We start from the raw sequence: 22665 nt of genomic DNA, 5'->3' as shown, positions 1-22665 counted from the left end.
ATTTTGCTTTGTGACACGTCAAACACCTGGATTTTCGCAGTTTTTTGCTCCTAACGCGGCAAGGGCGCTGCTTCCTTACCCTTCATCTGGCGATAATAGGCCCAAAACAGCCGAGCGGCGACGGCCCGAAACGGCGTCCATGATTCGGCCAGTTTTGTGAGGCGCTTCGCGTCAGGACGCTCCGGAAGAGCCAGGGCTTTGGCCACGGCGGCCTGCAGCGCTACGTCGCCAGCTGGAAACACATCAGGATGACCGGCGCACACAAGAAGATAGACCTGCGCCGTCCAGGGGCCGATGCCATGAATGGCCGTCAGGCAGGCGACGGCTTTCTCGGCTTGAAGCGCGCAGAGGATCTCAAGATCGAGACCATCGTCGATGACAGCCCGCGCAAGCGCGACAATCGTGCGCTGCTTGGCGCGCGAGAGGCCTGCGGCGATCAGGGGGGCTTCGCCCGCTGCGAGAATGGAGGCTGGGGTGAGCGGATCGATCAGTCCGGTCAATCGGGCTTCAATGGCATCGGCGCTGGCACGCGAAACCTGTTGGGATATGACAATGGAAACGAGGCTTGCGAAGCCAGGCTCGGTGCGCCTCAGAGGAATGTCGCCGGCACGGTCGCGAACGGACTGAAGGCGGGGATCGAGTGCGACAAGGCCCGCAAGGGCTCGCAAAATATCCGCATCAGTCTCTATGCGTTTCATCGTATTGGTGTGGCCTGTCCTTGCCGCGCGCGAAAGAAAGCCGTAGCAATCGTGACATGCTGACCGCAACCCGATTCAAGCATCACTCATGACACGACCGGTCTTTCGGTTTGCACCGAGCCCGAATGGTCAACTCCATCTTGGTCATGCCTATTCGGCGCTGCTCAATCGGGACATGGCCCGGGAGGCGGGCGGACGTTTTCTTCTGCGGATGGAAGATATCGACGTGACCCGCTGCACGCCCGAACTGGAGCATGGCGTGTTGCGCGATCTCGCCTGGCTTGGTCTCAATTGGGAGAAGCCCGTTCGGCGGCAGTCCAATCACTTTGACGATTATCGTGTCGCGCTCGATCGACTGATCGATGCAGATCTTGTTTATCCGGCATTCATGACACGTGGGGAAGTGCGCGCGCGCATAGCTGAGTTTGAAGCGGGAGGCGATCGCTGGCGGCGCGATCCGGACGGAGCGCCGGTCTATCCCGGAGAAGACCGTCATATGACCTCACGGGAGCGTCAAAATCTCTTCGATGAGGGCACACCCTTTGCCTGGCGGCTCGATATGGCCGCGGCCATTGCGCATGTTGGAAGCAGGCTTGACTGGAACGAGACGGGACAGGGGCCGGAAGGTGAGACGGGACTGGTGCCAGCAAAGCCCGAGGATTGGGGCGATGTGGTGATCGCGCGGAAAGAGATCCCGGCAAGCTATCATTTGTCGGTGGTGGTGGACGATGCGCTGCAGGGCATCACGCATGTGGTGCGTGGGCGCGACCTTTTCCACGCGACCGCCGTGCACCGTGTGCTTCAGGAACTTCTGGGATTGCCGGTGCCGGACTATCATCATCACGATCTCGTTCTCGACAATGACGGCCGCAAACTCTCCAAGAGCCGTGGTGACACCAGCCTCGCCGCATTGCGCGAAAGCGGCGCGACGCCGGATGATATCACGCGGATGATCGGGGCGCCTAGCTCAGCCGTCTGAGCAGCGCCTTGGCCATGACGAGAACCAGAAGCACCGCAAAGGCACCAGCCAGACCGGCGAGGGTGCCTTCGGTGAGGCTTGAGAAACGAATTCCGTTCCGGTTGGCCAGATAAATGGTGCCGAAGAATGCGGTGGCTATGATCATCGCGGTGCCCATTGCACCGAAGCCGTCGTCTTTCAGAGCTGCGTTGAGACCGAGCGACAGAAGATAGGCGATCATCGTGACAGCCACGAGCGTGAAGATCAGCCAACTCGTATCCAGTTTCATCAGCATTTGCGTACTCCTGGCGGCGCCATGGATCACTTTCGTTGATCCTATGATGGAAATGTTTCGCTTTCCTTGCTGGTATCGGGGCTGATAAAGCCGCGGTTGATTCGAGCTTTCGCGTTCAGGGACATATCCGATGAAAGATCTCACAAGGGCGATCCCGGCCCTGTTCGTCGTCCTCTGGGCGACCGGTTTCATCGGGGCGCGCTATGCGATGCCATGGGCGGAACCATTCACATTCTTGTGGATCCGGTTTGCTCTGACCTTTGGCGTTCTTCTGTTGATCATACCGCTTGTGAAAGCAAAGGCGATCGGGCCGCGCAATGCGCTCCACGCCGCGATAGCAGGCGTTCTGATGCATGGTGTCTATCTGGGCGGCGTTTTCTGGGCGGTGCGCAACGGCCTTCCGGCCGGTTTCGCGGGCCTCATCGTCGGGCTTCAGCCCATGCTGACTGCCGTCATTGCCGGCCTGTTTCTCGGAGAGAGGGTGACGCGTAAGCACTGGCTTGGCCTTGTGGTGGGGCTGGTCGGTGTGGTTACGGTCCTTTCGCCAAAATTCGGCTCGATCAGCGGCGGCGTGACCGTGGCGACCATTGGCGCGGCCGTTGTGGCGGTGATCGCCATGAGCGTGGGAACCGTATGGCAGAAGCGCTTCGTTGCAACTGCCGATCTTGTGACAGTCACGTTGTATCAATATGTCGGCGGTTGGGCAGTGGCGTTTCTGGTCTCGCTGTTGTTTGAAACGCAACAGGTCGTGCTCAACGGTGAACTGGTCTTTGCCATGGCATGGCTGGTTTTCGTACTGTCGCTGGGCGCAATCTTCCTTCTAATGGTCCTTATTCGAGAAGGGGAAGTGGCGCGCGTTGCATCGCTCTTCTACCTCGTGCCCGCTGTCACGGCGCTTATGGCGTGGTTCCTGTTTGACGAGACACTGACGCCTGTGCAGCTTGTAGGCATGGCGATCACGACGTTCGGCGTGGCGCTGGCGACGCGGCGTTCACCGCGTCAGGCCGCTCCAGCGACCGCGCGCGCTTCCCGGTAGCGCTTGATCGAGGCGTTCAATTCTCCGCCGAGAATGAACACGGCGGAAATGATGTAGAGAAACACCACGGCGATCATGATGGAAGCGAGACCGGCATAGGTGCTGGCATAGCTGCCGAAACGCCCGAGATAGGCTGCGAAAAGGCTCGATCCGACAAAGGACCCCAGGAGTGTGAACCCGACACCGGGCAGCACGTCCCACAAGCTCCGCCGACCGGCAGGCAGCCACAGGTGAACCGAAATCAGCGCAAGAATGAGCACTGTCAGCGCGATCACATAGCGCCAGAAGGTGATCGTGCCGACATAAGGGGCAATCCACTCCAGATTGTTGGCGGCGATGCGCAGGGCGATCGGCGCGATGACGAGCAGGATGCTGATGGCAAGAAAGCCGACCGTTGCAACGAGCACGAAAAACAGGCTTTGCGCGCGAAGGCGGAAGATCGAGCGCTTTTCGCTGACCCGGTAGGCACGGTTGAGGGACAGACGCAGTGCTTCCACCCCGTTGGAGGCGAAAACGCCGGCAAGTACGACACCGAAGGTCAGCACATCGCTGCGGCGCACGCCGAGCACATTGTGAACTTCTCTTGCAATAGGCTCTGCCACTTCCTTAGGCCAGGTATCGAATATCAGATCGACGGCCTGTTGCGAGAACGAGTCTGCGCCAAGGAAACTCGCCAGGGCCGTTGCAAAAATCAGGAACGGGAACAGCGCCATCAGCGCCGAGATGGCGACGTGACTGGACATGGCCCAGCCGTCATCCGTGTTGAAGTGGCCGAGCGCATCGCCGATGATACGTTTGGTGGCTTTCAATCCGCGCACGGTTTTTCCCTTCGTTGCTGTCGACACTGCTTTTGGTTGTTTCGTTCAGGCCAATATGTGAAACCGGGACGCTTATAGACAAGTGCTGACGGGAATTTCATGGTTAGTGACCGGACGATCCTGATCACCGGAACCTCTTCCGGCATAGGCGCATGGTGTGCCGAGGCCCTGCGCAGGGATGGCTGGCGCGTTTTTGCAACGGCGCGCAGGCCGGAAGATCGTCAAACCCTTGAAACAAAGGGGATAGAGGCCTTCTACCTCGACTATGCGGAGCCTGAATCGATCGCCGCGCTTGTGGATGACGTGCTCGAACGCACCGGCGGTTCACTCGATGCTCTTTTCAATAATGGTGCCTATGCTCAGGCCGGTGCCGTGGAAGATCTTCCTGTGGACGCGTTACGTTACCAGTTCGAGGTCAATGTGTTTGGCTGGCACGATCTCACGCAGCGGATCGTCCCGGTGATGCGGCGGCAGGGTCGCGGCCGCATCGTCCATTGCTCCTCGATCCTGGGGCTCATCCCCATAAAATACCGCGGTGCCTATGCCGCATCCAAGCATGCGCTTGAAGGTTTGATGCTGTGCCAGCGTGCGGAACTTGAAGGTTCGGGCATCCATATTTCTCTCATTGAACCCGGCCCGATCGAGTCCAAGATTGCCAGCAACGGGCTTCCCTGGTTCGAGCGCTATATCGATCACGATAACTCCGTACATCGCGAAGCCTATGAGGGTCAGCTTGCACGTTTGAGGCAGGGTGGGGTGAAGTCGCGGTTCAAGCTCGGGCCGGAAGCGGTCTATGCGCGACTTTCGCACGCGCTTCTTTCCCCGCGTCCAAGGCCGCACTATGTGGTAACCACGCCGGCGCGTATCGGTGTCGCATTGAAACGGCTTCTTCCGGCGCGCATGTTGTATCGCTTCCTGTCGAATCAGGGCTGAAACCAAGAAGAAAACCGCCATGTCCACAGTCTTCAATATTCTTTCCATCCTTGTGATGATGGCGGTCGTGATCGTCCTCATTCGTGGTCTCATGAACATGATGCGGGGTGGCTCCGCCAACACGTCGAACAAGCTGATGCAGGCTCGCGTGGTTCTGCAGGCTGTTGCCATCGTCTTCGTCGTGCTCGCGCTCTACTACGCGCGTTCAAAGGGTGGCTGAGGCATTCCGTGGTCAAGCTGAACAAGATTTACACGCGCACGGGCGACGACGGGACAACAGGGCTCGGCTCACGTGAGCGACGTCTGAAATCCGATCTCAGGGTCGCGTCATATGGAACCGTCGACGAGGCGAATGCCTGTATCGGCATGGCACGCGTTCATCTGGCGGAGTTGGAACCACGCATCGACGCGATGCTGGCACGTATCCAAAATGATCTTTTCGATCTGGGGGCTGATCTTTCGACGCCGGATACGGGTGAGGCGCTGGAGTACGAGCCGTTGCGGATTGTGCAGAGCCAGGTGGACAGGCTTGAGGCTGACATAGATGCCTTGAACGCCGCGTTGGCTCCGCTGCGTTCCTTCGTACTGCCTGGCGGCAAGCCCGCTGCTGCTGCACTCCATCTCGCCCGGACCGTCTCGCGGCGCGCCGAGAGGTTGATGGTGGAACTGCGCACAGTTGAGGGTGAAATCGTCAGCGATGCGGCCATGCGCTACATCAACCGCCTCTCCGACTTCCTTTTTGTGGCCTCGCGCGCCGTGAATGACAATGGCGCGCTGGACGTGCTATGGGTGCCCGGACAGAACCGCTGAGATATCCGGGCCGGGATCGGGGCCCGCAAAGAGGGCTCCGATGTTCATACCGCTGCATGATGCCAACAGCTTGCGGCATATCAAGCGCCAATACGTGACGCTGATCATCATTGCGGTCAACGTGATCGCCTATCTGGTGACGGCAGTCGGAGGAACGGATTTCGCGTTCGCCGCTGCGCTTGGGCTTGGCTATATCCCGTCCGTTGCCAATGATCTTGCGGTGTTGCCGCCGGAATTGGATCTGGTCCCGGAGCCGCTCACCTACATCACCTATTCATTCCTGCATGGCGACTTGTTGCATCTGGGCGGCAATATGCTGTTTCTGTGGGTGTTCGGCGACAATGTGGAAGATGCGCTGGGGCATTTCCGATATTTGGTTTTCTATCTCGCCTGCGCAGTTGCGGGCGCCTATATGCACGGCTTTATCGCGCCGGATTCCAATGCGCCACTCATCGGTGCTTCTGGTTCCATTGCCGGTATTGTTGCTGCCTATCTGATCCTGCATCCTCGGGTGAAGGTCTGGGTGCTGGCTTTTGCGCGCATTCCCATTCGGGTTCCAGCCTTTATCCTTCTTGCGCTGTGGATCGGCTTCCAGTTCTTGATGTTGGTGATCGATACCGAAAACCAGATTTCCTGGGCCGCTCATGCCGGAGGCATTCTCGCAGGAGCGGTTCTGGTAGTCGTTCTGAGGCGCAGGGATGTGCCGCTGTTCGACCGACGTTTGGAGAAGCCGCGCGCGGTAGAGCTCGAAAGTCCCGATGCTGCGCGCCCGCTGGAAACCGAGCAGCCGCGCTGGGGGCGGCAATAGGACATTTCTGCATATTGACGTGAACGTCAGGCCTCTCTACGGTCCCGCCAACTCCGGCGGCATGCCGCATGAAGGGGGGAGGATGAGTGTTCTGAATTTCCCTGTACATGTCGGCATTCAGCCATCCGGCGCGTCCATCTGCTGGTATCCAGCATCAGAACCGAAGTCCACCATGGAAGGTGATTGCGCATGAAAGTCCTTGTTCCGGTCAAGCGGGTCATCGACGCCAATGTGAAGCCCCGCGTGAAGGCGGATGGCTCCGGTGTCGAGTTGACGAATGTCAAAATGGCGATGAACCCGTTCTGTGAAATCGCAGTTGAAGAAGCGATCCGCATGAAGGAAGCCGGCAAGGTTGAAGAAATCGTTGCGGTGTCGATCGGGCCGGAAAAGTCACAGGAGACGCTGCGCACCGCTCTTGCCATGGGCGCTGACCGCGCCATTCTCGTCAAGACCGACGATGCGGTGGAGCCTCTTGACGTAGCGAAGATCCTGAAGGGCGTGGCCGAGGAAGAAAAGCCAGAGATGGTGATTCTGGGCAAGCAGGCCATCGATGACGATTCCAACCAGACCGGCCAGATGCTGGCGGCGTTGCTTGGCTGGAGCCAGGGCACCTTCGCGTCAGATGTGGAGCTTGCGGACGGCAAGGCCAAGGTGACGCGTGAGGTGGATGGTGGTCTCCAGGTGGTCGAGCTCAAGCTGCCGGCCATCGTGACGACTGATCTGCGCCTGAACGAGCCGCGTTATGCTTCTTTGCCGAACATCATGAAAGCGAAGAAGAAGCCGCTCGATACCAGGGAGCCGGGCGATTACGGCGTCGAGGTGAAGGCGCGCCTCAAGGTGCTCAAGACCGAGGAACCGGCCGGCCGCAAGGCAGGCATCAAGGTTGGCTCGGTGGCCGAACTGGTCGACAAGCTCAAAAACGAAGCCGGCGTGCTTTAAGCGGAGAGGGAGAAAAAAGATGGCTATTCTTCTGGTTGCCGAACACGACAACGAAACCCTTTCCGATCAGACCGCCAAGGCGCTCGCAGCAGCGAGCCAGATCGGCTCTGATGTGGATGTGCTGGTTGCCGGTAAAGGCGCGAAGGCAGCGGCCGACGCTGCTGCGAAACTTGGCGGCGTGCGCAAGGTTCTGCTCGCGGAAAGCGATGCGCTTGCGGAGAGGCTTGCCGAGCCGCTCGCCGATCTCGTGGTTTCCCTGGCCGACGGTTATGATGCGTTCGTCGCGCCCGCGACCACCACGGGCAAGAATGTCATGCCGCGCGTGGCAGCCCTGCTCGACGTCATGCAGGTGTCTGATGTGATAGAAGTGGTGGATGACAAGACCTTCAAACGTCCCATCTATGCCGGCAATGCGATCCAAACTGTTGAGGCAACAGACGCCAAACGGGTGATCACTGTTCGTACGTCGTCCTTCCAGGCGGCGGCCGAAGGGGGCTCTGCTGCGGTGGAAAGTGTGGAGGCACCGTCCGCTGCCGGACTTTCGGCATTTGTCGAAAACCGTATCGCCGAAAGCGATCGGCCGGAGCTGACCTCAGCCAAGATCATCATTTCGGGCGGCCGTGCGCTGGGCTCGGAAGAGAAGTTCAACGAGGTCATCCTGCCTGTTGCCGACAAGCTTGGAGCCGCTGTCGGTGCCTCGCGCGCGGCGGTCGATGCGGGCTATGCGCCGAACGACTGGCAGGTGGGGCAGACGGGCAAGGTCGTGGCGCCCGATCTCTACATTGCCTGCGGCATTTCCGGCGCGATCCAGCATCTCGCCGGCATGAAAGATTCCAAGGTGATCGTCGCGATCAACAAGGACGAGGAAGCGCCGATCTTCCAGGTCGCCGATTACGGCTTGGTCGCAGACCTTTTCGACGTGCTGCCGGAGCTCGAAAAGGCGCTTTAAGCCTATAGAACACCGGAATCTCAGGCAACAGCCCCGCTTTCGAGCGGGGCTTTTTTTGTCTCCATGTCAACGGTGAATGCAGGGAAAAAGGACTTTGCCAAGGATTTTGATCGCGGGGGTAGACGCCATTGCGCCTCCCATTTAGTTTGCAGCGCAACAACACTGACGAAGGATGCAGGCCGCATCTCACGGGGTTTTCGACATGACTGGAAAGATTGAAAAAGTGGGTGTGATTGGCGCAGGCCAGATGGGCAGCGGAATTGCCCATGTCGCTGCGCTGGCGGGCTATAATGTGAAGCTCTACGATCTTTCCGCCGAACGGATCGAGGCAGGGATTGCGACTATCTCCGGGAACATGGCGCGACAGGTTTCGTCCGGGAAACTCGAGGATAAGGTTCGTCAGGACGCATTGGCGTGCATTGCACCGGCCACCACCATGGAAGCGCTTGCCGACATGGATCTGGTGATCGAGGCAGCGACCGAGGATGAGACGGTCAAGCGCAAGATCTTCGCGCAGCTTTGCCCTGTCCTCAATCCGGAGGCGATCGTCGCCACCAACACCTCGTCGATCTCCATCACGCGTCTCGCCGCACAGACCGATCGTCCCGAGCGCTTCATCGGCATTCATTTCATGAACCCCGTTCCGGTGATGAAGCTGGTGGAACTCGTTCGCGGCATTGCCACGGAAGACGATACGTTCGAGAAGTCGCGCGGCTTTGTCGAGAGCCTCGAAAAGACCATTACAGTTGCCGAAGATTTTCCGGCCTTCATAGTCAACCGCATCTTGCTGCCGATGATCAATGAGGCGATCTACACGCTTTATGAGGGCGTCGGCACGGTGGAAGCCATCGACACGGCCATGAAACTTGGTGCCAACCACCCGATGGGACCGCTGCAGCTCGCCGATTTCATCGGGCTTGATACGTGCCTGTCGATCATGCAGGTGCTTTATGAGGGGCTGGCCGATTCCAAATATCGCCCATGCCCTTTGCTGGTCAAATATGTCGAGGCGGGCTGGCTCGGTCGCAAGACCGGCCGCGGCTTCTACGATTATCGTGGCGAGACGCCTGTCCCGACACGATAATTCGCGTTCGCATCAGCTCTATTCAGCGGCCTGCCGCTGCGGCGACTTGCGCCGTGCGGCGGGCTTTTTTGTCTTGTGCTGTGAGGCCGTTGCCGAAATCTCTTCCATGGGAAAGGCGTCGACAGCGATAACCTTCTCGACAGCCTCTCGAGCTTCCCGCAATTGGGTGAACTCCGCATCGCTGATGAGATCCATATCGTGAGCCTCCTGAGCGTCGCTAATATGCCTGGCGCGCATCTTCTTCTCGATGGGGGCCGCATCGACGACGAGCCGGAACGCGCGTTCCAGATCCTTGAGCGGATGCGCATCGTGCCCCTGTCCGAGATAGAGGTCGGGCGTCAGCCTGTCCCGCTGCTCAGAGGGTTTCAGAAGGATGTCGGCAAGCTTGGTGATGAGACGATCCGAAGGAACCGGGTTGGGCACGCCCCACGGGAAAGCGATCAAACGCACCAGCCAAGCGGCGGGCCGCGATGGCAAATTGTCGAGGACGCCGCGGAATGCAATGCCCATCCGCGCCTCGCCCGCCTGCATCAGATAATCGACAATGGGTTTGTCTTCTGCAAAGCGCCCTTCGGTTTCGTAGCGTTTCAGAACGGCACCCAGCAGATAGAGTTCTGCAAGTATGTCTCCCAGACGGGCTGAAATCATCTCCCGGCGTTTGAGCGATCCGCCAAGCGTGAGCAAGGCGAAATCGGACAGGAGTGCGAAGGCTGCGGAATAACGCGACAGCTTCTTCCATTGGCGAGCCATTGCCGCTCCTTTCGGAGCAGGCCCGAGGAATCCGCCTGTCCAGCCGCGCAGGAAGCTGCGCCCGGCCGTCTTGAACGCATGGCCGACATGCTTCCAGAAAGTGTCGTCGAAACGGTCGAGACCTTCTTCCCGATCCTCGTTGGAAAGCGCCAGCAATTCTTCCAGCATGTAAGGGTGCGAGCGAATCGCACCCTGACCGAAAATCATCAGATTACGGGTCAGAATGTTCGCGCCCTCAACGGTAATGCCGACCGGCACCGCGCGATAGGCCGCGCCCATATAGTTGTTCGGACCATCTATGATCGCCTTGCCGCCGTGAATATCCATCGCGTGCTCGACGGACCGGCGCATTCGCTCTGTGGCGTGATATTTCATGATGGCGGAGATGACCGAAGGCTTGTGGCCCTCATCCAATGCAGCAAGTGTGGTACGGCGCGCGGCATCGATGAGATAGGCGTTGCCGCAGAGTTCGGCCAGCGGCTCTTGAATGCCTTCAAAAAAACCGATTGGCACGTTGAACTGTGTGCGCACGCGCGCATAGGCGCCGGTGGCACGGGCGCACATGGCCGCAGAGGCCGCCGCTTGCGATGGCAGAGAGATGCTGCGACCTGCCGCGAGCGCCGTCATAAGCATCGTCCAGCCCTGGCCAATCTGCTCTTCGCCACCCAATATATGGTCGAGCGGAACGAAGACATCCTCGCCGTAGAGCGGACCGTTCTGGAAAAAGGTGAATTGCGGGATATGCCGGTCGCCGTGGCGCACACCTTTGGTGTCGGTTGGCAGGAGCGCAACGGTGATCCCCAGATCCTCGCCGCGCCCGAGATGGTTCTCCGGATCCTGCATCTTGAAGGCAAGGCCCATCACGCTGGCAACGGGCCCAAGCGTGATGTAGCGCTTGTGAAAGTTGAGGCGCAGACCGAGGACCTTCTTGCCCTTCCATGCGCCGTATTCGACCACACCGGTGTCTGTCATGGCTGCGGCGTCGGATCCGGCATGGGGCGAGGTAAGGCCGAAGCAGGGAATTTCGCGTCCGTCCGCGAGCCGCGGCAACCAATGTTTGCGCTGCTCGTCGGTGCCGAAATGCATGAGCAACTCGCCTGGGCCGAGCGAATTGGGCACCATCACCGTGACGCCCGCCACGATGCTAGCCGAGGAGAGGGTTCGCACCACCTCTGAATGGGCCGTGTTGGAGAAACCGAGGCCGCCGAACTCTTTCGGAATGATCATCCCGAAAAATTTGTTCTTGCGCATGAAATCCCAGACGGCGGGGGAGAGATCGCGATCGCGCCAGTTGAGCGTCCAGTCCTCGACCATCGAGCAGAGCTCACGCACGGAACCGTCCATGAATGCCTGCTCTTCCTGGGAAAGGCGCGCGGGCGGCATGGCCAGAAGCTGCTCCCAGTCCGGGTTTCCGGTGAAAAGTTCGCCGTCCCACCACACCGTTCCCGCATCGATCGCTTCCCGCTCCGTCTCGGAAATCGGTGGCATGATCTTGCGTGCCCAGTTGAAGATGGGCCTGGAGATACGATTTCGGCGAAAGGAATTGGAACGCATGGCCAGCCTCCTGTGTCGCGCCAATATATCAGGCTTGAGCCTGTCAGGCGAACGGGTGAGGCACCATGATGGTTCCCGGTGCGATGTTCAACCGCGCAGGCGGTTTCGCAAGATGCGAAGGCGGTTGCGCATCCGTCGTGCAAGACCAAGCTGGGCCGCGGCCTTGCGCACATGGCGATCCGCATCGGGGGTCAAGCCGACGACCATGGTTCCCAATGGTCTGCGCTCGCTCCACAGCCGGCTCATCACGGGGTGGTCAGGCACCGCACAGGAATCGGTCATGATGATGTTCGGGTCGTCCAGATGCGTCTTTGTCACCTCGATCATCAGAAGCGTGCCCGGCGAATAGGTGGAGAGACTTTCGTCATAGGCCGTTTTCCAGGTATAGGCCGTTCCGTTCTCGATGAAGACGATCAGGCAAGCGATGACGTTTTCGTCGAGGGTGAGCATGTGTATGCGGCACATGTCACGCTCGCACAACCGGTGAACAGCCTCTCGCGCAAAGGCTGCCCGGTAACGGTCGATCGCCATTGCGGTGCGTTCGCGCCCTTTCCAGCCCGCTGCTTCCAGTGTGAGAAACGCCTCCACACCGTGCCGCACCTCGTCCGGGTGGCGGGCGATTTTGTATTCGAGATTGCCCAGTTCAGCGAGGCGGCGCTTCAGACGTCGAAACTCGCGATAGTGATGCGACCGTAGGGAATCGCGCAGATATGTGTCGCCATCCAGTGGACTTTCGAGCGTGGGACGCTCGATGCGATTGGTGATCTGGAAGGGCAGATTGCGCGCATCCACGACTGTGCGCAGGATCGCGGCAAAAGCTCCGTCGAGACCGACATCCGGCAGGACAAAAACCTTTGGGAGATCAAGATGTGGTCGGGCGAGCATGGCGAAGAAGTCTTCGATCACGCCGGCCGGGTCATCATAATCGACCAGCGGGGTCCCGAGCGGGCCGAAAGGATTGGCCCAGGTTCGCAACACGGGCACGCTGAAGGGCATCAAGGGGCGTTCGACCGTGAAGGGTACTAGGAGGCGTAGGCGATTGCGCTCTTCCGTGCCGTCGCGGATGACGGCAAGCCGCACCTCACGGTCTTCTAGGCGGGGCATGGCCGGCGCCAGAAAACGGGGGTTGAAAAAGATGTTTGTCTCGATCGATCGAGCTGCCAGATAATCCAGCTCATCGACCAACTCGAAACCGGCCGATGCCGGATAGATAGCCAGTTTGCGTTCGTCGGATGCCGTGGCAAGGGATGCAAGGCGTTCCGTGTCGGGAACGAGCGTTGCGTCGTGGGTCTCGTCCCCAGAAGGCCCGGCTCCGTTACCGCTTGTCTCTTCGAGGAGAGGGGGGATGCTCACGAGTTTCGCTCCTTGCGGCTTCTTGGAAGGAACACCAACATGCGGATCCCGAGTTTCCGCCAGGCTGTGAAGGAGAGCGATGCCGCCTCGAACAGAATGGCGATGCCCGTGGCGATCGCCGCGCCCCACAGCCCGTAAATGGGTATCAGGATTATGTTCAAGCCGACATTGATCCCAAGCGTGGCGGCATATATGGCGGCACATATCTTTTGGTGGCCGCTCATGGTCAGCAGACTTTCGGCAGGGCCGACCGCAGCACGCGCAACCACGCAGGAAACGAGCAGAAACAGGAGTGGGTAGCCGTCAGAGAAGCCGCTGCCGAACAGCATTAGCATGGGTTTGCCGATAATGAGAACGATAACGCCCATGGCGAGAGATGGCCAGAATGTCCAGTTGACCGTCTCGGCCGCGAATGTTGCCAATCCGGAGCGATCGCCCCCGTGCATATAGGCCGAGTAGCGCTGGGCCACGCTTGCCTTCACTGCGAAATAGACGAAATGAACCAGTGCCAGTGTCTTAACGGTGGCGAAATAGACGGCCACATCGCTCGGCGCCATATACCGCCCGACCATGAGCACATCAGCGTTGGTGAGCAGAAAATAGAAACTCTCAACCAGAAAGATCGGCAGTGAGACGCCCACCCAGTGCTTCATCGCGTAGCGTGGTTTGCCAGCCGGCATGTTCCGGTCGACGCGGGTGGTGATGCTTACGAACTGTACGAGCGTTGTCACATAGGTGGCGATGATCGCGGTGACGATCGCTGTTTTGGCATCGGGCGCATAGCCGCTCAAGACAGCGATGGCCATGAACAGAAGAATGAGCAGCGGACGGATGAAATAGGCTGGAAGCAAGGCCCAGATAACCCAGGCGTTGGCACGGGAAACGCCCTGCAGAAGGTCGCTGAGAGCCAGCATCGGGAGGCAGATGAGGCCGAGATAGAACGGCACGATGTAGTAGGATTCGATCACCGGCTCGAGGACATACAGGCCAAGCAGACCGGCGAGCATGAACAGCGTGGATGTGCCCAGCACGAACAGCCGTCCGGCAATATTGACGCCGCGCAGCTCCCCAAATGCACCTTTCAACCGGTATTCCGGGATGAAGCGGATGATTGCCGTGTGAAACCCGAGGCAGGAAATATTTCCCAGAATGATCATCGTCACCCAGACGAGCACATAAATTCCATACTCGAAGCTGCCCATCCAGCGCGCCAGGAAAACCTGGCTGAAAAAAGCGATCACGGCGTTGACGATGCGGATGGCAAAGGCGATGAGCGCGTTGCGGCCTGCCTCCCCGCGTGCGTCGCGGGCACTGATCAGGCTGTCGACCCTGGTGAGCCATGGGCGCGCGCGCTCGGCAAGCTGCGTTGGCAGCAAGCGATCACCGGTTCCCGTGGCTGAAAAACGCACCACCCCACTCCTCTCAAGACACGTGCCCTACGCTTTAGTGCAAACTGCTTAAGAATCCTGAAAGGGCTTGGCCGGGCGAGAGTGGCAGGAATCCAAGGCACAAAAAAGCCGAGCTGAGCCCGGCTTTTCAAAAGGGTCGAAGGCGGACTGCCTACGCGAACGCGCCATGGCAATGCTTGTACTTCTTGCCCGAACCGCATGGGCAGGGCTCATTTCTTCCCACTTTACCCCAGGTCGCGGGATCGTTCGGGTCACGCTCTTCGGCTGGCACCACCCTGGCTTCCGTGTGCGCCAGTGTCATCGTGTCCTCCGCGGCGAACTCGTCTTCGCCGGTGGAGCCATCGATGTGGTGCGCCTGCATGTCGAGTGTCTCGGGCGGCGGCGCCTCGGCGGCCTCTCGCACCAGTTCCACCCGCATGAGCTGCGAGGTGACAACTTGGCGCAGATTGCTCAGCATCGATTGAAAGAGTTCAAAGGCTTCGGATTTGTATTCGTTCAGGGGGTCGCGCTGCGCATAACCGCGGAAGCCGATGACCGAGCGAAGGTGGTCGAGATTAACCAGATGCTCGCGCCACAGGCTGTCGAGGGTCTGCAGAAGAATGGATTTTTCGACATAGGTCATGATGTCGGGGCCAAAACGTTCGGCCCGGTCCTTGGCCGCGGCTTCTGTTGCCTCGCTGATGCGCTCGCGGATATCGTCCTCGGCAATGCCCTCTTCCTGAGCCCATTCGTCGATGGGAAGATCAAGATTGAGTGATGCTTTCACCGCTTCGCGCAGTTCTTTCGTTTCCCACTGCTCGGCATAAGCCTTTTCGGGGATGTGCCGCGCGACGAGGTCATCAATCGTGTCCTGACGCATTTCGGCAACCGTCTCGGATAGGTTTTCTCCATCCATGAGTTCGAGACGCTGCTCGAAGACCACCTTGCGCTGGTCGTTCATCACGTCGTCGAACTTGAGCAGGTTCTTGCGAATGTCGAAGTTGCGCGCCTCGACCTTTTTCTGAGCCTTTTCAAGAGCTTTGTTGATCCAGGGGTGGACGATGGCTTCGTCTTCCTTGAGACCGAGCTTCTGCAGCATCCCGTCCATCCGGTCGGAGCCGAAAATACGCATCAGATCGTCCTGAAGCGACAGGAAGAATTTCGATCGGCCGGGATCGCCCTGACGCCCGGAGCGTCCGCGCAACTGGTTGTCGATGCGGCGGCTTTCGTGGCGCTCTGTCGCCAGAACGTAGAGGCCGCCGGCGGCAAGCGCCTCTTCCTTCAGTCGTTTCACATCTTCGCGGATGGCCTGCTCTTTCGCGTCGCGTTCGGAGCCCGGTTCCATCTCGCCGAGCTCCTCGGCAATCCGCATCTCCGGGTTGCCGCCGAGCTGAATGTCCGTGCCACGCCCGGCCATATTGGTGGCGATGGTGATGGCGCCGGGCTTACCGGCCTGCGCGACGATAAACGCCTCGCGCTCGTGATGGCGGGCGTTCAGAACCTCGAAATCCTTGATGCCTTCCTGACGAAGGCGCTCGGCAAGGAACTCGGACTTTTCAATCGAGGTGGTGCCGACGAGGATTGGCTGCCCCTTGGCGCTGGCTTCCTTGATCTCCCGGACGATCGCCTTGAATTTCTCGTCGACGGTCCGATAGACCTCATCGTCCTCATCAAGACGCTGGATCGGCAGGTTTGTGGGGATCTCGATCACCTCGAGACCATAGATGTTGCCGAACTCTTCCGCTTCCGTCGATGCTGTGCCGGTCATGCCGGCCAGCTTGTCATACATGCGGAAATAATTCTGGAAGGTGATAGAAGCGAGCGTTTGGTTTTCCGGCTGGATTGCCACCTTCTCTTTCGCTTCGAGAGACTGGTGAAGACCTTCGGAAAAGCGGCGGCCTGGCATCATACGGCCGGTAAATTCATCGATGATGACGATTTCGCCATTGCGGACGATGTAGTCCTTGTCGCGCTGGAAGAGCTTGTGAGCCTTCAGCGCATTGTTGAGGTGGTGAACGATGGCGACATTCTCGATGTCGTAGAGCGAATCACCCTTGAAGAGACCCGCTTCGCGCAGCATGGTCTCCATCTTCTCCGTGCCGTCTTCGGTGAAGGTAGCGGTGCGCTGCTTCTCGTCGACCTCGTAATCCTCTTCGATGAGGTGCGGAATGAAGGTGTCGATCTTGTTGTAGAGTTCGGACCGGTCGTCCAGGGGGCCGGAAATGATGAGCGGCGTGCGCGCCTCATCGATCAGGATCGAATCCACCTCGTCGACAATCGCAAACGAATGGCCGCGCTGCACCATTTGATCGCGTTCATATTTCATGTTGTCGCGAAGGTAGTCGAAGCCGAGTTCGTTGTTGGTGCCGTAGGTCACGTCACACGCATAGGCCGCGCGGCGCTCCTCGTCCGACATGCCGTGAACGATCACGCCTGTGGTCAGGCCGAGAAAGCCATAGAGCCGCGCCATCCACTCGGAATCGCGCGTGGCCAGATAGTCATTGACCGTGACGACATGCACGCCCTTGCCCGAAAGGGCATTGAGGTAGACAGGAAGGGTGGCGACAAGCGTCTTGCCTTCACCGGTTTTCATCTCGGCGATGCAACCGTCATGAAGCACCATGCCGCCGATGAGCTGCACGTCGAAGGGGCGCATGCCCAAAGCGCGCCGTGAGGCTTCGCGGGCCACGGCGAAAGCTGGCACCAGAATGTCATCGAGTGACTTCCCCTCGGCGAGTTCCTTCCGAAACTCCTCGGTTTTGCCGCGCAATGCCTCGTCGGACAGCGCCTTCATTTCGTCTTCAAGCGCGTTGATTGCGGCGACGCGCGGGCGGAAACCCTTGACGCGACGATCGTTGGAGGAGCCGAAAACCTTGCGGGCGAGACCGCCGAGACTGACCATCCAGTGGTCCTTTCACTTCCTGACAGACGGCACAGGTGAAACAGGGATCAACCCCGATCGTGCCGAGCGAGAGCAATTATATTTCGATCAGCGCCCGGAAAACGGTTCTGGACGCAGGACATCAGGACAGATAAGAGGGGCCAAGAGTGATGTCAACGCCGCGTTAAACATGCGCTCTTGCGCAAAATTCCGCCATATTCCTAGGCGGTTTGGGCAAATTCTGAATCACGAACGGAGAGTTTCATGCTGAAATCGTTTCGCCGTTTCCTGGCCGTTCAGGTTGGGGCCGGTCTGACGCTGGCCGCTGTGGGCTTCATGCCCGCCTATGCTGCCGATGCCGATGTCGTCGCCACAGTTAACGGCATGGAGATCACCGAGGGCGACTTGTCCGTCGCTGGTGAAGAGTATGGAACACAGTTCGGAAATCTACCTGAACCGCAACGCCGTGCAGCGCTTCTCTCCGCGCTGATCGAGATCAGGCTCCTGGCTTCTCAGGCAGAGGAAAAAGGCCTGGCGGATAGCGAAGCCTTCGAAAAACGTCTCGCGTTCCTGCGCCAGCAGGCACTCCATGCAGCCTTCATCGAGAAGGTCGTCGATGGTGCAGTTTCCGAGGAACAGGTGCGCGCCAGTTATGACAAGCAGATTGCCGAGGCACCTGCCGTCAACGAGGTGCGGGCGCGTCACATTCTCGTGAAAACCAAGGACGAAGCCGAGGCGATCATCAAGCAGCTCGAAGAGGGCGGCAATTTCGAAGAGATTGCCAAGGAAAAGTCCACTGATGGTGCCGCGGCCAATGGCGGGGATTTGGGTTATTTCACTTCCGGGCAAATGGTGCCGGAATTCGAGAAGGCGGCATTTGCGCTCAATCCGGGCGAACATTCGAAGGAACCGGTCGAGACGCAATTTGGCTTCCACGTCATCAAGGTAGAAGACAAGCGCGCCAAGCAGCCGCCGGCATTCGATGCGGTGAAGGATCGGGTGCGGTCCTTGTTGGTACGTGAAAAATATGTCGAGGAAGTCTCCGCCCTTCGCGATTCCGCCGAGGTTGACGTGAAGGACCCGGCGCTCAAGGAGTTCATCGACGGGATCGAGAAGCAGCGTGAAGGTGCGGCTTCCGGCGAAGGTGACGCCGCCGAGCCGGCGAAATCCGAATAAGCGCTCACAGTTGCGCAATCGAAAAGCGGCAGACGTCTGACGTCCGCCGCTTTTTTTGTTTCTCCTTTTGGCGGCTCTGCCGCAGCCGCCCTTGGTTTGAATTCGGCTTGCGTCGGAAAAAAAACTCGGGCAGACCGACATGCACCATAAATCGTAATGTCGGTAAGTCTGGCCCATGTCCGCTGCAGTTTCTCCCCTTGCTCCGAAGAAGTATCCATCCATGCCGGTCGTGGAAGGTGTGCGTATTGCAACGGCTGAAGCCCGAGTGAAATACAAGGGGCGAACAGACCTTCTGACAATGGTCTTTGAGGAAGGCACAACGGTTGCCGGTGTTTTCACTCGCTCAAAATGCCCTTCCGCTCCAGTTGAGTTCTGCCGTGAGAACCTGGCGGGAGGCATCGCACGAATTCTTGTCGTAAACTCGGGCAACGCCAATGCTTTCACCGGGAAAAAGGGCCGTGCCACGACAGTTGCCGTCGGAGAGGCCGCCGCCAAGGCGGTCGGCGCGGGAAAAGACACGGTGTTCATGGCCTCCACCGGCGTTATCGGAGAGCCGCTTCCTGCCGAACGCATCACCGGGTTTCTGAAGGAGATGGCCGTCGACGCGAAGCCGGAGGGCTGGTTGGCCGCGGCAAAGGCCATCATGACCACGGACACCTATCCAAAAGTCGCCACAGCCACTGTTCGGATGGGCGAGGTGGATGTCATCATCAACGGTATTGCCAAGGGTGCCGGCATGATCGCGCCAGACATGGCGACAATGCTTTCTTTCGTGGCTACGGACGCGCCGATCGCGGCGCCTGTGCTGCAGGAGCTTCTCTCAAAGGGGACAGGCAAGACGTTCAATGCCGTTACGGTCGACAGCGACACGTCCACCAGTGATACCTTGATGATGTTTGCAACCGGGGCCGCCGCCAGGCGTGGTGCGCCGACGATCACTGATGCGAAGGATCCCAAACTTGCGGGCTTCCGCCGGGCGCTGAACCGCATCCTGAAGACCCTTGCGCTCCAGGTGGTGCGTGACGGAGAGGGCGCGCGCAAGCAGCTCGAGATCACGGTTACCGGGGCCAAATCGTCTCGTTCGGCAAAGAAAATCGCTCTCTCCATCGCAAATTCGCCATTGGTGAAAACGGCTGTGGCTGGTGAGGATGCCAATTGGGGACGGGTCGTCATGGCTGTTGGAAAGGCCGGTGAACCGGCCGAACGCGACCTTTTGGCGATCTGGTTCGGTGATATTCGCGTGGCACATGAGGGCGAACGCGATCCTGACTATTCCGAAGAGGCCACCTCTGCCTATATGAAAAGGGATGAGATCGCGCTGCGCGTGGATCTCGGCATCGGGCGCGGCAAGGCCACGGTCTGGACTTGCGACCTGACCAAGGAATACGTCGCCATCAATGGCGACTATCGGAGCTAGGGTGTGCCAGGCCAGGTGAGGCAGGACGTCAAAAAGGATTTCGCCATCATTCGCCGCTTTGAAGCGGCAGGGTTGCGCGCATGGCCCGCAGAGACCGTAGCCTATGACGGGACCTGGGTTTTGCGATTGACCGCAGGCCATCCGGCGAAGCGCTTGAACTCGATCAATCCGCTTGATCCAGCGGACTACCGGGATCTTGAGGCACGGATCGAACGGGCGAGGGAACAGTTCAGTGCCTATGGCCGACCGGTGACCTTTCGGCTGTCCCCACTCGCCGCACCGGAGATCTCCAGCTATCTCGATCAACAGGGTTGGAAGACCCTTGGGCATTCGCTGGTGATGGCGCTCGATCTCCAGGATGCCGATTTGTCCGAAGCAATGGATCAGATTCCGCTCAAGGACCGCCGGCGTTTTGTCAATGCAACGCTCAAGGTGCACGGCTATGAGGAGCTTCACCGAGCCGGCCTTTCCCGGGTCATAGGTGCGATCCGACCTGAGACCGGGCTTTTCGTTCTGGAAAAAGGCGAGGAGCCGGTGGCCACCGCGATTTGCGTGCATGACAGCGATTTGGCGGGTCTATTTGAAATCGCGACCAGACCTTCCTGGCGCGGGAAGGGTTACGGACGTCGTGTCCTGCTTTCAGCACTCAAATGGGCCCAATCGCATGGGGCTGAACGCGCCTGGCTGCAGGTGGAAGCTGAAAACGAGGTGGCACTGCATCTCTATCGCGCGCTCGGTTTCCGCGAAATCTATTCGTATCATTACCGCCAACCGGGGAGCTGACAATTGCCGTTGGCTGAGAGAAAGCGCGCTCCATGAACGACCTGTCGAAACGTATCCTTCTCGTCGCGGCCTGCGCTTTGGTTGATCCCGACGGGCGGGTGCTACTGGCCAAGCGGCCGGAAGGGAAGGCTCTCGCGGGGCTGTGGGAGTTTCCGGGCGGCAAGGTTGAGGTTGGAGAAACGCCGGAGAACACGCTCGTTCGTGAACTCCAGGAGGAACTCGCAATTGATACCAAGGTGGCCTGCCTGGCACCGCTCACCTTTGCCAGTCACACCTATGAGGATTTCCACCTGCTGATGCCTCTTTATGTCTGCCGACGGTTCTGGGGCACACCGCAGGCCCAGGAGGGACAGGAGCTGAAATGGGTGCGGCCGCGTGACATGCGCAACTATCCGATGCCGCCGGCGGATGCGCCGCTGATACCTTTCCTCATCGATCTGCTCTGAAACGTCCAGCCTGCTGGTCCGTCCGGTCAGGGTTAAGCCTTCGTTTACGCAACAGTGACAAGTTGATTGTGGGCGCGCGCCGCATTCGCGGCTGGGTTTAACCTTCCGGTGAGGGGTTGTCATGACATTCAGCGATGCAAGTGATGTGGAACGCGCGGATTGGGCCGCACGGGCTGGTCATATGGGGATGGGAGCCCTTCGGGTCGCATTGCTGTTCGGGACCGCAGGCGTCGCGCTTGCGCTCATCCTGACACCCATCGCCGATAAGCGATCCCGTTCGCATGTGGCGCAGATTGGGGCGCCGTTCGGCATAGATCCGATCACCACCGCCTCCACCAAACGTGACAGCCGGAACTACACGATCCGTAGAAGCGTGCTGCAGCCGTCCCGCAATTCCGTATGCGTCATCCATCAGGATGGCGTGCATAGCGGGGACTGCTGACGGGCGACTTTGCGAGGCTCAGGGTTTCTTAAGCCTTTCGGATTAGGTTCGTCCTTTATTCAGGGGGAGACCCGGAAATGGGACGACACTTTCTCAAAGACAAATCAGGTGCGACCGCAATCGAATATGCGTTGATCGCAGGGTTGATTTCGCTCGCTATCGTTGTCGGCGCTACCCAGACGGGCAAGCAGCTCTCGGCCACCTATCAGCATGTAGCGGATCAGGTGAAACCGGCTGACTAGCACGGTCCCGGCCTCCCGAAACGGGGCTATTTCTTTCGACTGTTCTCCAGGGCGTCTTTCAAAGACATCTTGGCACTCCCGGGAGCCAGCGGCTTTTGCTGCGATTCATGCGGAGCCCAGCCGGACATCCACACAATGTTGAAACTGGCTCTGATACGGCCATCAGGATCGGAGAACCGCTCCGCATAAAGCTGGGCTGCGCGCAAGAAGAGCGCGCGGGTTGCCGGCTTGCGGGATCGGGCAGTGAGGACACTGGTTGCGCCCATGGATCGCAGATCGCGCATCAGATCGAACATCGTCGCATAGCGCACCGTGATGGTTTCAAGATCGGCCACTGGAAGTGCGAAACCGGCCCGTTGAAGGAGGCCGCCGACGTCGCGAACATCCGCGAAGGGACTGACTCGCGGGGCCGCGCCCGCAAACAGCTCGGTTTCTGCGGCCAGCAAGACCTCACGCAACTCCTGAAGCGTGCCGGCGCCGGCCATGGCCCCCAGAAACAACCCGTCCGGTTTCAGCGCGCGCCGAATTTGCGCGAGCATGCCCGGGATGTCGTTGGTCTCGTGCAGATTTAGAAGGGAGACGATGAGGTCAAAACTGGCTGGCTCCACTGGCAATGTTTCAGCCTTCGCGATCCGTCCTTCGCCATCAAGAAATGCAGGATCTGCTTCAATGCGGGTGACAATCTTCGCCTTGCCGCCTGAAAGGGTCGCGCGCGCCGCATCATTCGTCAGGCAGAATGCCGCGGCGGCTTGATGAAACTGCCGATCCACGGTCGAGAGCCGCTCTTCCAGATCGTCTGCAACCCGGTTCATCAGGAAGCGCGCGCCCGGATCGCCCTGCTTCAAGGCGCGCTTCTTGCGCAGAAGGGCCAGTTCGCCGTCGAAGAGCAGTTCCATGGATCATCC

The 22665-nt window shown here is 59.3% G+C and carries 23 protein-coding genes; 15 read left to right on the top strand and 8 right to left on the bottom strand.

The features are described 5' to 3' along the window. Positions 1-50: 50 nt before the first annotated feature. Positions 51-698, bottom strand: a complete 648-nt coding sequence (locus tag KW403_RS04985; RefSeq protein ID WP_223021644.1) for a DNA-3-methyladenine glycosylase family protein — start codon at positions 696-698, stop codon at positions 51-53. Between the two features lie 88 nt (positions 699-786). Between KW403_RS04985 and gluQRS the strand changes: the two genes are divergently transcribed. Next, positions 787-1677, top strand: coding sequence for a tRNA glutamyl-Q(34) synthetase GluQRS (gene gluQRS, locus KW403_RS04980; RefSeq protein WP_223021643.1), 891 nt, complete (start codon positions 787-789; stop codon positions 1675-1677). Here gluQRS and KW403_RS04975 read toward each other — a convergent pair. Continuing rightward, positions 1661-1951 carry a hypothetical protein gene (locus KW403_RS04975; protein WP_223021642.1) on the bottom strand — a complete coding sequence of 97 codons (291 nt, stop codon included), beginning with the start codon at positions 1949-1951 and terminating at the stop codon, positions 1661-1663. The two genes, gluQRS and KW403_RS04975, sit on opposite strands and share 17 nt — an antisense overlap. Before the next feature lie 130 nt (positions 1952-2081). Here KW403_RS04975 and KW403_RS04970 point away from each other — a divergent pair, with 130 nt between their 5' ends. Next, complete coding sequence (locus KW403_RS04970; protein WP_223021641.1) at positions 2082-2987, top strand: DMT family transporter; 906 nt, start codon at positions 2082-2084, stop codon at positions 2985-2987. Here the strand turns inward: KW403_RS04970 and KW403_RS04965 are convergent. Continuing rightward, on the bottom strand, positions 2951-3805 hold the full coding sequence (locus KW403_RS04965; RefSeq protein WP_223021640.1) for a YihY/virulence factor BrkB family protein: 855 nt from the start codon (positions 3803-3805) through the stop codon (positions 2951-2953). The genes KW403_RS04970 and KW403_RS04965 overlap by 37 nt on opposite strands. 99 nt (positions 3806-3904) lie before the next feature. Between KW403_RS04965 and KW403_RS04960 the strand changes: the two genes are divergently transcribed. The 7 genes from KW403_RS04960 to KW403_RS04930 all read left to right on the top strand — a co-directional run bounded on the left by KW403_RS04960 (position 3905) and on the right by KW403_RS04930 (position 9328). Further along, on the top strand, positions 3905-4738 hold the full coding sequence (locus KW403_RS04960; protein WP_223021639.1) for an SDR family oxidoreductase: 834 nt from the start codon (positions 3905-3907) through the stop codon (positions 4736-4738). 19 nt (positions 4739-4757) lie between these two features. Then, complete coding sequence (locus KW403_RS04955) at positions 4758-4958, top strand: twin transmembrane helix small protein (protein ID WP_223021638.1); 201 nt, start codon at positions 4758-4760, stop codon at positions 4956-4958. Positions 4959-4966: 8 nt separating this feature from the next. Then, on the top strand, positions 4967-5548 hold the full coding sequence (locus KW403_RS04950) for a cob(I)yrinic acid a,c-diamide adenosyltransferase (protein ID WP_223021637.1): 582 nt from the start codon (positions 4967-4969) through the stop codon (positions 5546-5548). Positions 5549-5588: 40 nt separating this feature from the next. Continuing rightward, the gene (locus KW403_RS04945) at positions 5589-6356 is read left to right on the top strand and encodes a rhomboid family intramembrane serine protease (protein ID WP_223021636.1); all 768 of its coding nucleotides are present in this window, start codon (positions 5589-5591) and stop codon (positions 6354-6356) included. 189 nt (positions 6357-6545) lie between these two features. Next, positions 6546-7295, top strand: coding sequence for an electron transfer flavoprotein subunit beta/FixA family protein (locus tag KW403_RS04940; protein WP_223021635.1), 750 nt, complete (start codon positions 6546-6548; stop codon positions 7293-7295). A 19-nt stretch (positions 7296-7314) separates the two neighbouring features. Further along, positions 7315-8244 carry an electron transfer flavoprotein subunit alpha/FixB family protein gene (locus tag KW403_RS04935; protein WP_223021634.1) on the top strand — a complete coding sequence of 310 codons (930 nt, stop codon included), beginning with the start codon at positions 7315-7317 and terminating at the stop codon, positions 8242-8244. Between the two features lie 202 nt (positions 8245-8446). Then, positions 8447-9328 carry a 3-hydroxybutyryl-CoA dehydrogenase gene (locus KW403_RS04930; protein ID WP_223021633.1) on the top strand — a complete coding sequence of 294 codons (882 nt, stop codon included), beginning with the start codon at positions 8447-8449 and terminating at the stop codon, positions 9326-9328. Between the two features lie 18 nt (positions 9329-9346). Here KW403_RS04930 and KW403_RS04925 read toward each other — a convergent pair whose 3' ends face one another. The 4 genes from KW403_RS04925 to secA all read right to left on the bottom strand — a co-directional run bounded on the left by KW403_RS04925 (position 9347) and on the right by secA (position 17275). Then, the gene (locus tag KW403_RS04925; protein WP_223021632.1) at positions 9347-11632 is read right to left on the bottom strand and encodes an acyl-CoA dehydrogenase; all 2286 of its coding nucleotides are present in this window, start codon (positions 11630-11632) and stop codon (positions 9347-9349) included. 87 nt (positions 11633-11719) lie between these two features. After that, positions 11720-12979, bottom strand: a complete 1260-nt coding sequence (locus tag KW403_RS04920) for a GNAT family N-acetyltransferase (RefSeq protein ID WP_378596947.1) — start codon at positions 12977-12979, stop codon at positions 11720-11722. A gap of 2 nt (positions 12980-12981) precedes the next feature. Further along, positions 12982-14394 (bottom strand): lipopolysaccharide biosynthesis protein, encoded by a 1413-nt coding sequence (locus KW403_RS04915; RefSeq protein WP_223021630.1) that lies wholly within the window; start codon positions 14392-14394, stop codon positions 12982-12984. Between the two features lie 151 nt (positions 14395-14545). Next, entirely contained in the window at positions 14546-17275 is a 2730-nt protein-coding gene (gene secA / locus KW403_RS04910) for a preprotein translocase subunit SecA (RefSeq protein ID WP_223021629.1), read from the bottom strand. Positions 17276-17518: 243 nt separating this feature from the next. Here secA and KW403_RS04905 point away from each other — a divergent pair, with 243 nt between their 5' ends. The 6 genes from KW403_RS04905 to KW403_RS04880 all read left to right on the top strand — a co-directional run bounded on the left by KW403_RS04905 (position 17519) and on the right by KW403_RS04880 (position 21760). After that, positions 17519-18430, top strand: coding sequence for a peptidylprolyl isomerase (locus KW403_RS04905; protein ID WP_223021628.1), 912 nt, complete (start codon positions 17519-17521; stop codon positions 18428-18430). Positions 18431-18605: 175 nt separating this feature from the next. Continuing rightward, positions 18606-19847: a bifunctional glutamate N-acetyltransferase/amino-acid acetyltransferase ArgJ gene (gene argJ / locus KW403_RS04900; protein ID WP_223021627.1), complete on the top strand. Its 1242-nt coding sequence runs from the start codon at positions 18606-18608 to the stop codon at positions 19845-19847. 3 nt (positions 19848-19850) lie between these two features. Next, the gene (locus KW403_RS04895) at positions 19851-20630 is read left to right on the top strand and encodes a GNAT family N-acetyltransferase (RefSeq protein ID WP_223021626.1); all 780 of its coding nucleotides are present in this window, start codon (positions 19851-19853) and stop codon (positions 20628-20630) included. 32 nt (positions 20631-20662) lie between these two features. Beyond that, a complete protein-coding gene (gene mutT, locus KW403_RS04890; RefSeq protein WP_223021625.1) occupies positions 20663-21076 on the top strand; it encodes an 8-oxo-dGTP diphosphatase MutT in 414 nt (137 codons plus the stop codon). 121 nt (positions 21077-21197) lie between these two features. Continuing rightward, the gene (locus KW403_RS04885) at positions 21198-21518 is read left to right on the top strand and encodes a hypothetical protein (protein ID WP_223021624.1); all 321 of its coding nucleotides are present in this window, start codon (positions 21198-21200) and stop codon (positions 21516-21518) included. 77 nt (positions 21519-21595) lie between these two features. Then, the gene (locus KW403_RS04880) at positions 21596-21760 is read left to right on the top strand and encodes a Flp family type IVb pilin (RefSeq protein ID WP_223021623.1); all 165 of its coding nucleotides are present in this window, start codon (positions 21596-21598) and stop codon (positions 21758-21760) included. Positions 21761-21786: 26 nt separating this feature from the next. Here the strand turns inward: KW403_RS04880 and KW403_RS04875 are convergent, their stop codons facing one another. Continuing rightward, the gene (locus KW403_RS04875; RefSeq protein ID WP_223021622.1) at positions 21787-22656 is read right to left on the bottom strand and encodes a methyltransferase domain-containing protein; all 870 of its coding nucleotides are present in this window, start codon (positions 22654-22656) and stop codon (positions 21787-21789) included. Positions 22657-22665: the final 9 nt, after the last annotated feature.

Origin of the sequence: Nitratireductor kimnyeongensis, from assembly GCF_019891395.1 — a bacterium.
Classification (GTDB): domain Bacteria; phylum Pseudomonadota; class Alphaproteobacteria; order Rhizobiales; family Rhizobiaceae; genus Nitratireductor; species Nitratireductor kimnyeongensis.
This window is presented reverse-complemented; position numbering and strand designations above follow the sequence as displayed.

Excerpts from the sequence above, each read along its gene's own strand:
- KW403_RS04985 (WP_223021644.1), bottom strand. The coding sequence starts at position 698 with ATGAAACGCATAGAGACTGATGCGGATATTTTGCGAGCCCTTGCGGGC.
- gluQRS (WP_223021643.1), top strand. The coding sequence starts at position 787 with ATGACACGACCGGTCTTTCGGTTTGCACCGAGCCCGAATGGTCAACTC.
- KW403_RS04975 (WP_223021642.1), bottom strand. The coding sequence starts at position 1,951 with ATGCTGATGAAACTGGATACGAGTTGGCTGATCTTCACGCTCGTGGCT.
- KW403_RS04970 (WP_223021641.1), top strand. The coding sequence starts at position 2,082 with ATGAAAGATCTCACAAGGGCGATCCCGGCCCTGTTCGTCGTCCTCTGG.
- KW403_RS04960 (WP_223021639.1), top strand. The coding sequence starts at position 3,905 with ATGGTTAGTGACCGGACGATCCTGATCACCGGAACCTCTTCCGGCATA.
- KW403_RS04955 (WP_223021638.1), top strand. The coding sequence starts at position 4,758 with ATGTCCACAGTCTTCAATATTCTTTCCATCCTTGTGATGATGGCGGTC.
- KW403_RS04945 (WP_223021636.1), top strand. The coding sequence starts at position 5,589 with ATGTTCATACCGCTGCATGATGCCAACAGCTTGCGGCATATCAAGCGC.
- KW403_RS04940 (WP_223021635.1), top strand. The coding sequence starts at position 6,546 with ATGAAAGTCCTTGTTCCGGTCAAGCGGGTCATCGACGCCAATGTGAAG.
- KW403_RS04935 (WP_223021634.1), top strand. The coding sequence starts at position 7,315 with ATGGCTATTCTTCTGGTTGCCGAACACGACAACGAAACCCTTTCCGAT.
- KW403_RS04930 (WP_223021633.1), top strand. The coding sequence starts at position 8,447 with ATGACTGGAAAGATTGAAAAAGTGGGTGTGATTGGCGCAGGCCAGATG.
- KW403_RS04925 (WP_223021632.1), bottom strand. The coding sequence starts at position 11,632 with ATGCGTTCCAATTCCTTTCGCCGAAATCGTATCTCCAGGCCCATCTTC.
- secA (WP_223021629.1), bottom strand. The coding sequence starts at position 17,275 with ATGGTCAGTCTCGGCGGTCTCGCCCGCAAGGTTTTCGGCTCCTCCAAC.
- KW403_RS04905 (WP_223021628.1), top strand. The coding sequence starts at position 17,519 with ATGCTGAAATCGTTTCGCCGTTTCCTGGCCGTTCAGGTTGGGGCCGGT.
- argJ (WP_223021627.1), top strand. The coding sequence starts at position 18,606 with ATGTCCGCTGCAGTTTCTCCCCTTGCTCCGAAGAAGTATCCATCCATG.
- mutT (WP_223021625.1), top strand. The coding sequence starts at position 20,663 with ATGAACGACCTGTCGAAACGTATCCTTCTCGTCGCGGCCTGCGCTTTG.
- KW403_RS04885 (WP_223021624.1), top strand. The coding sequence starts at position 21,198 with ATGACATTCAGCGATGCAAGTGATGTGGAACGCGCGGATTGGGCCGCA.
- KW403_RS04880 (WP_223021623.1), top strand. The coding sequence starts at position 21,596 with ATGGGACGACACTTTCTCAAAGACAAATCAGGTGCGACCGCAATCGAA.
- KW403_RS04875 (WP_223021622.1), bottom strand. The coding sequence starts at position 22,656 with ATGGAACTGCTCTTCGACGGCGAACTGGCCCTTCTGCGCAAGAAGCGC.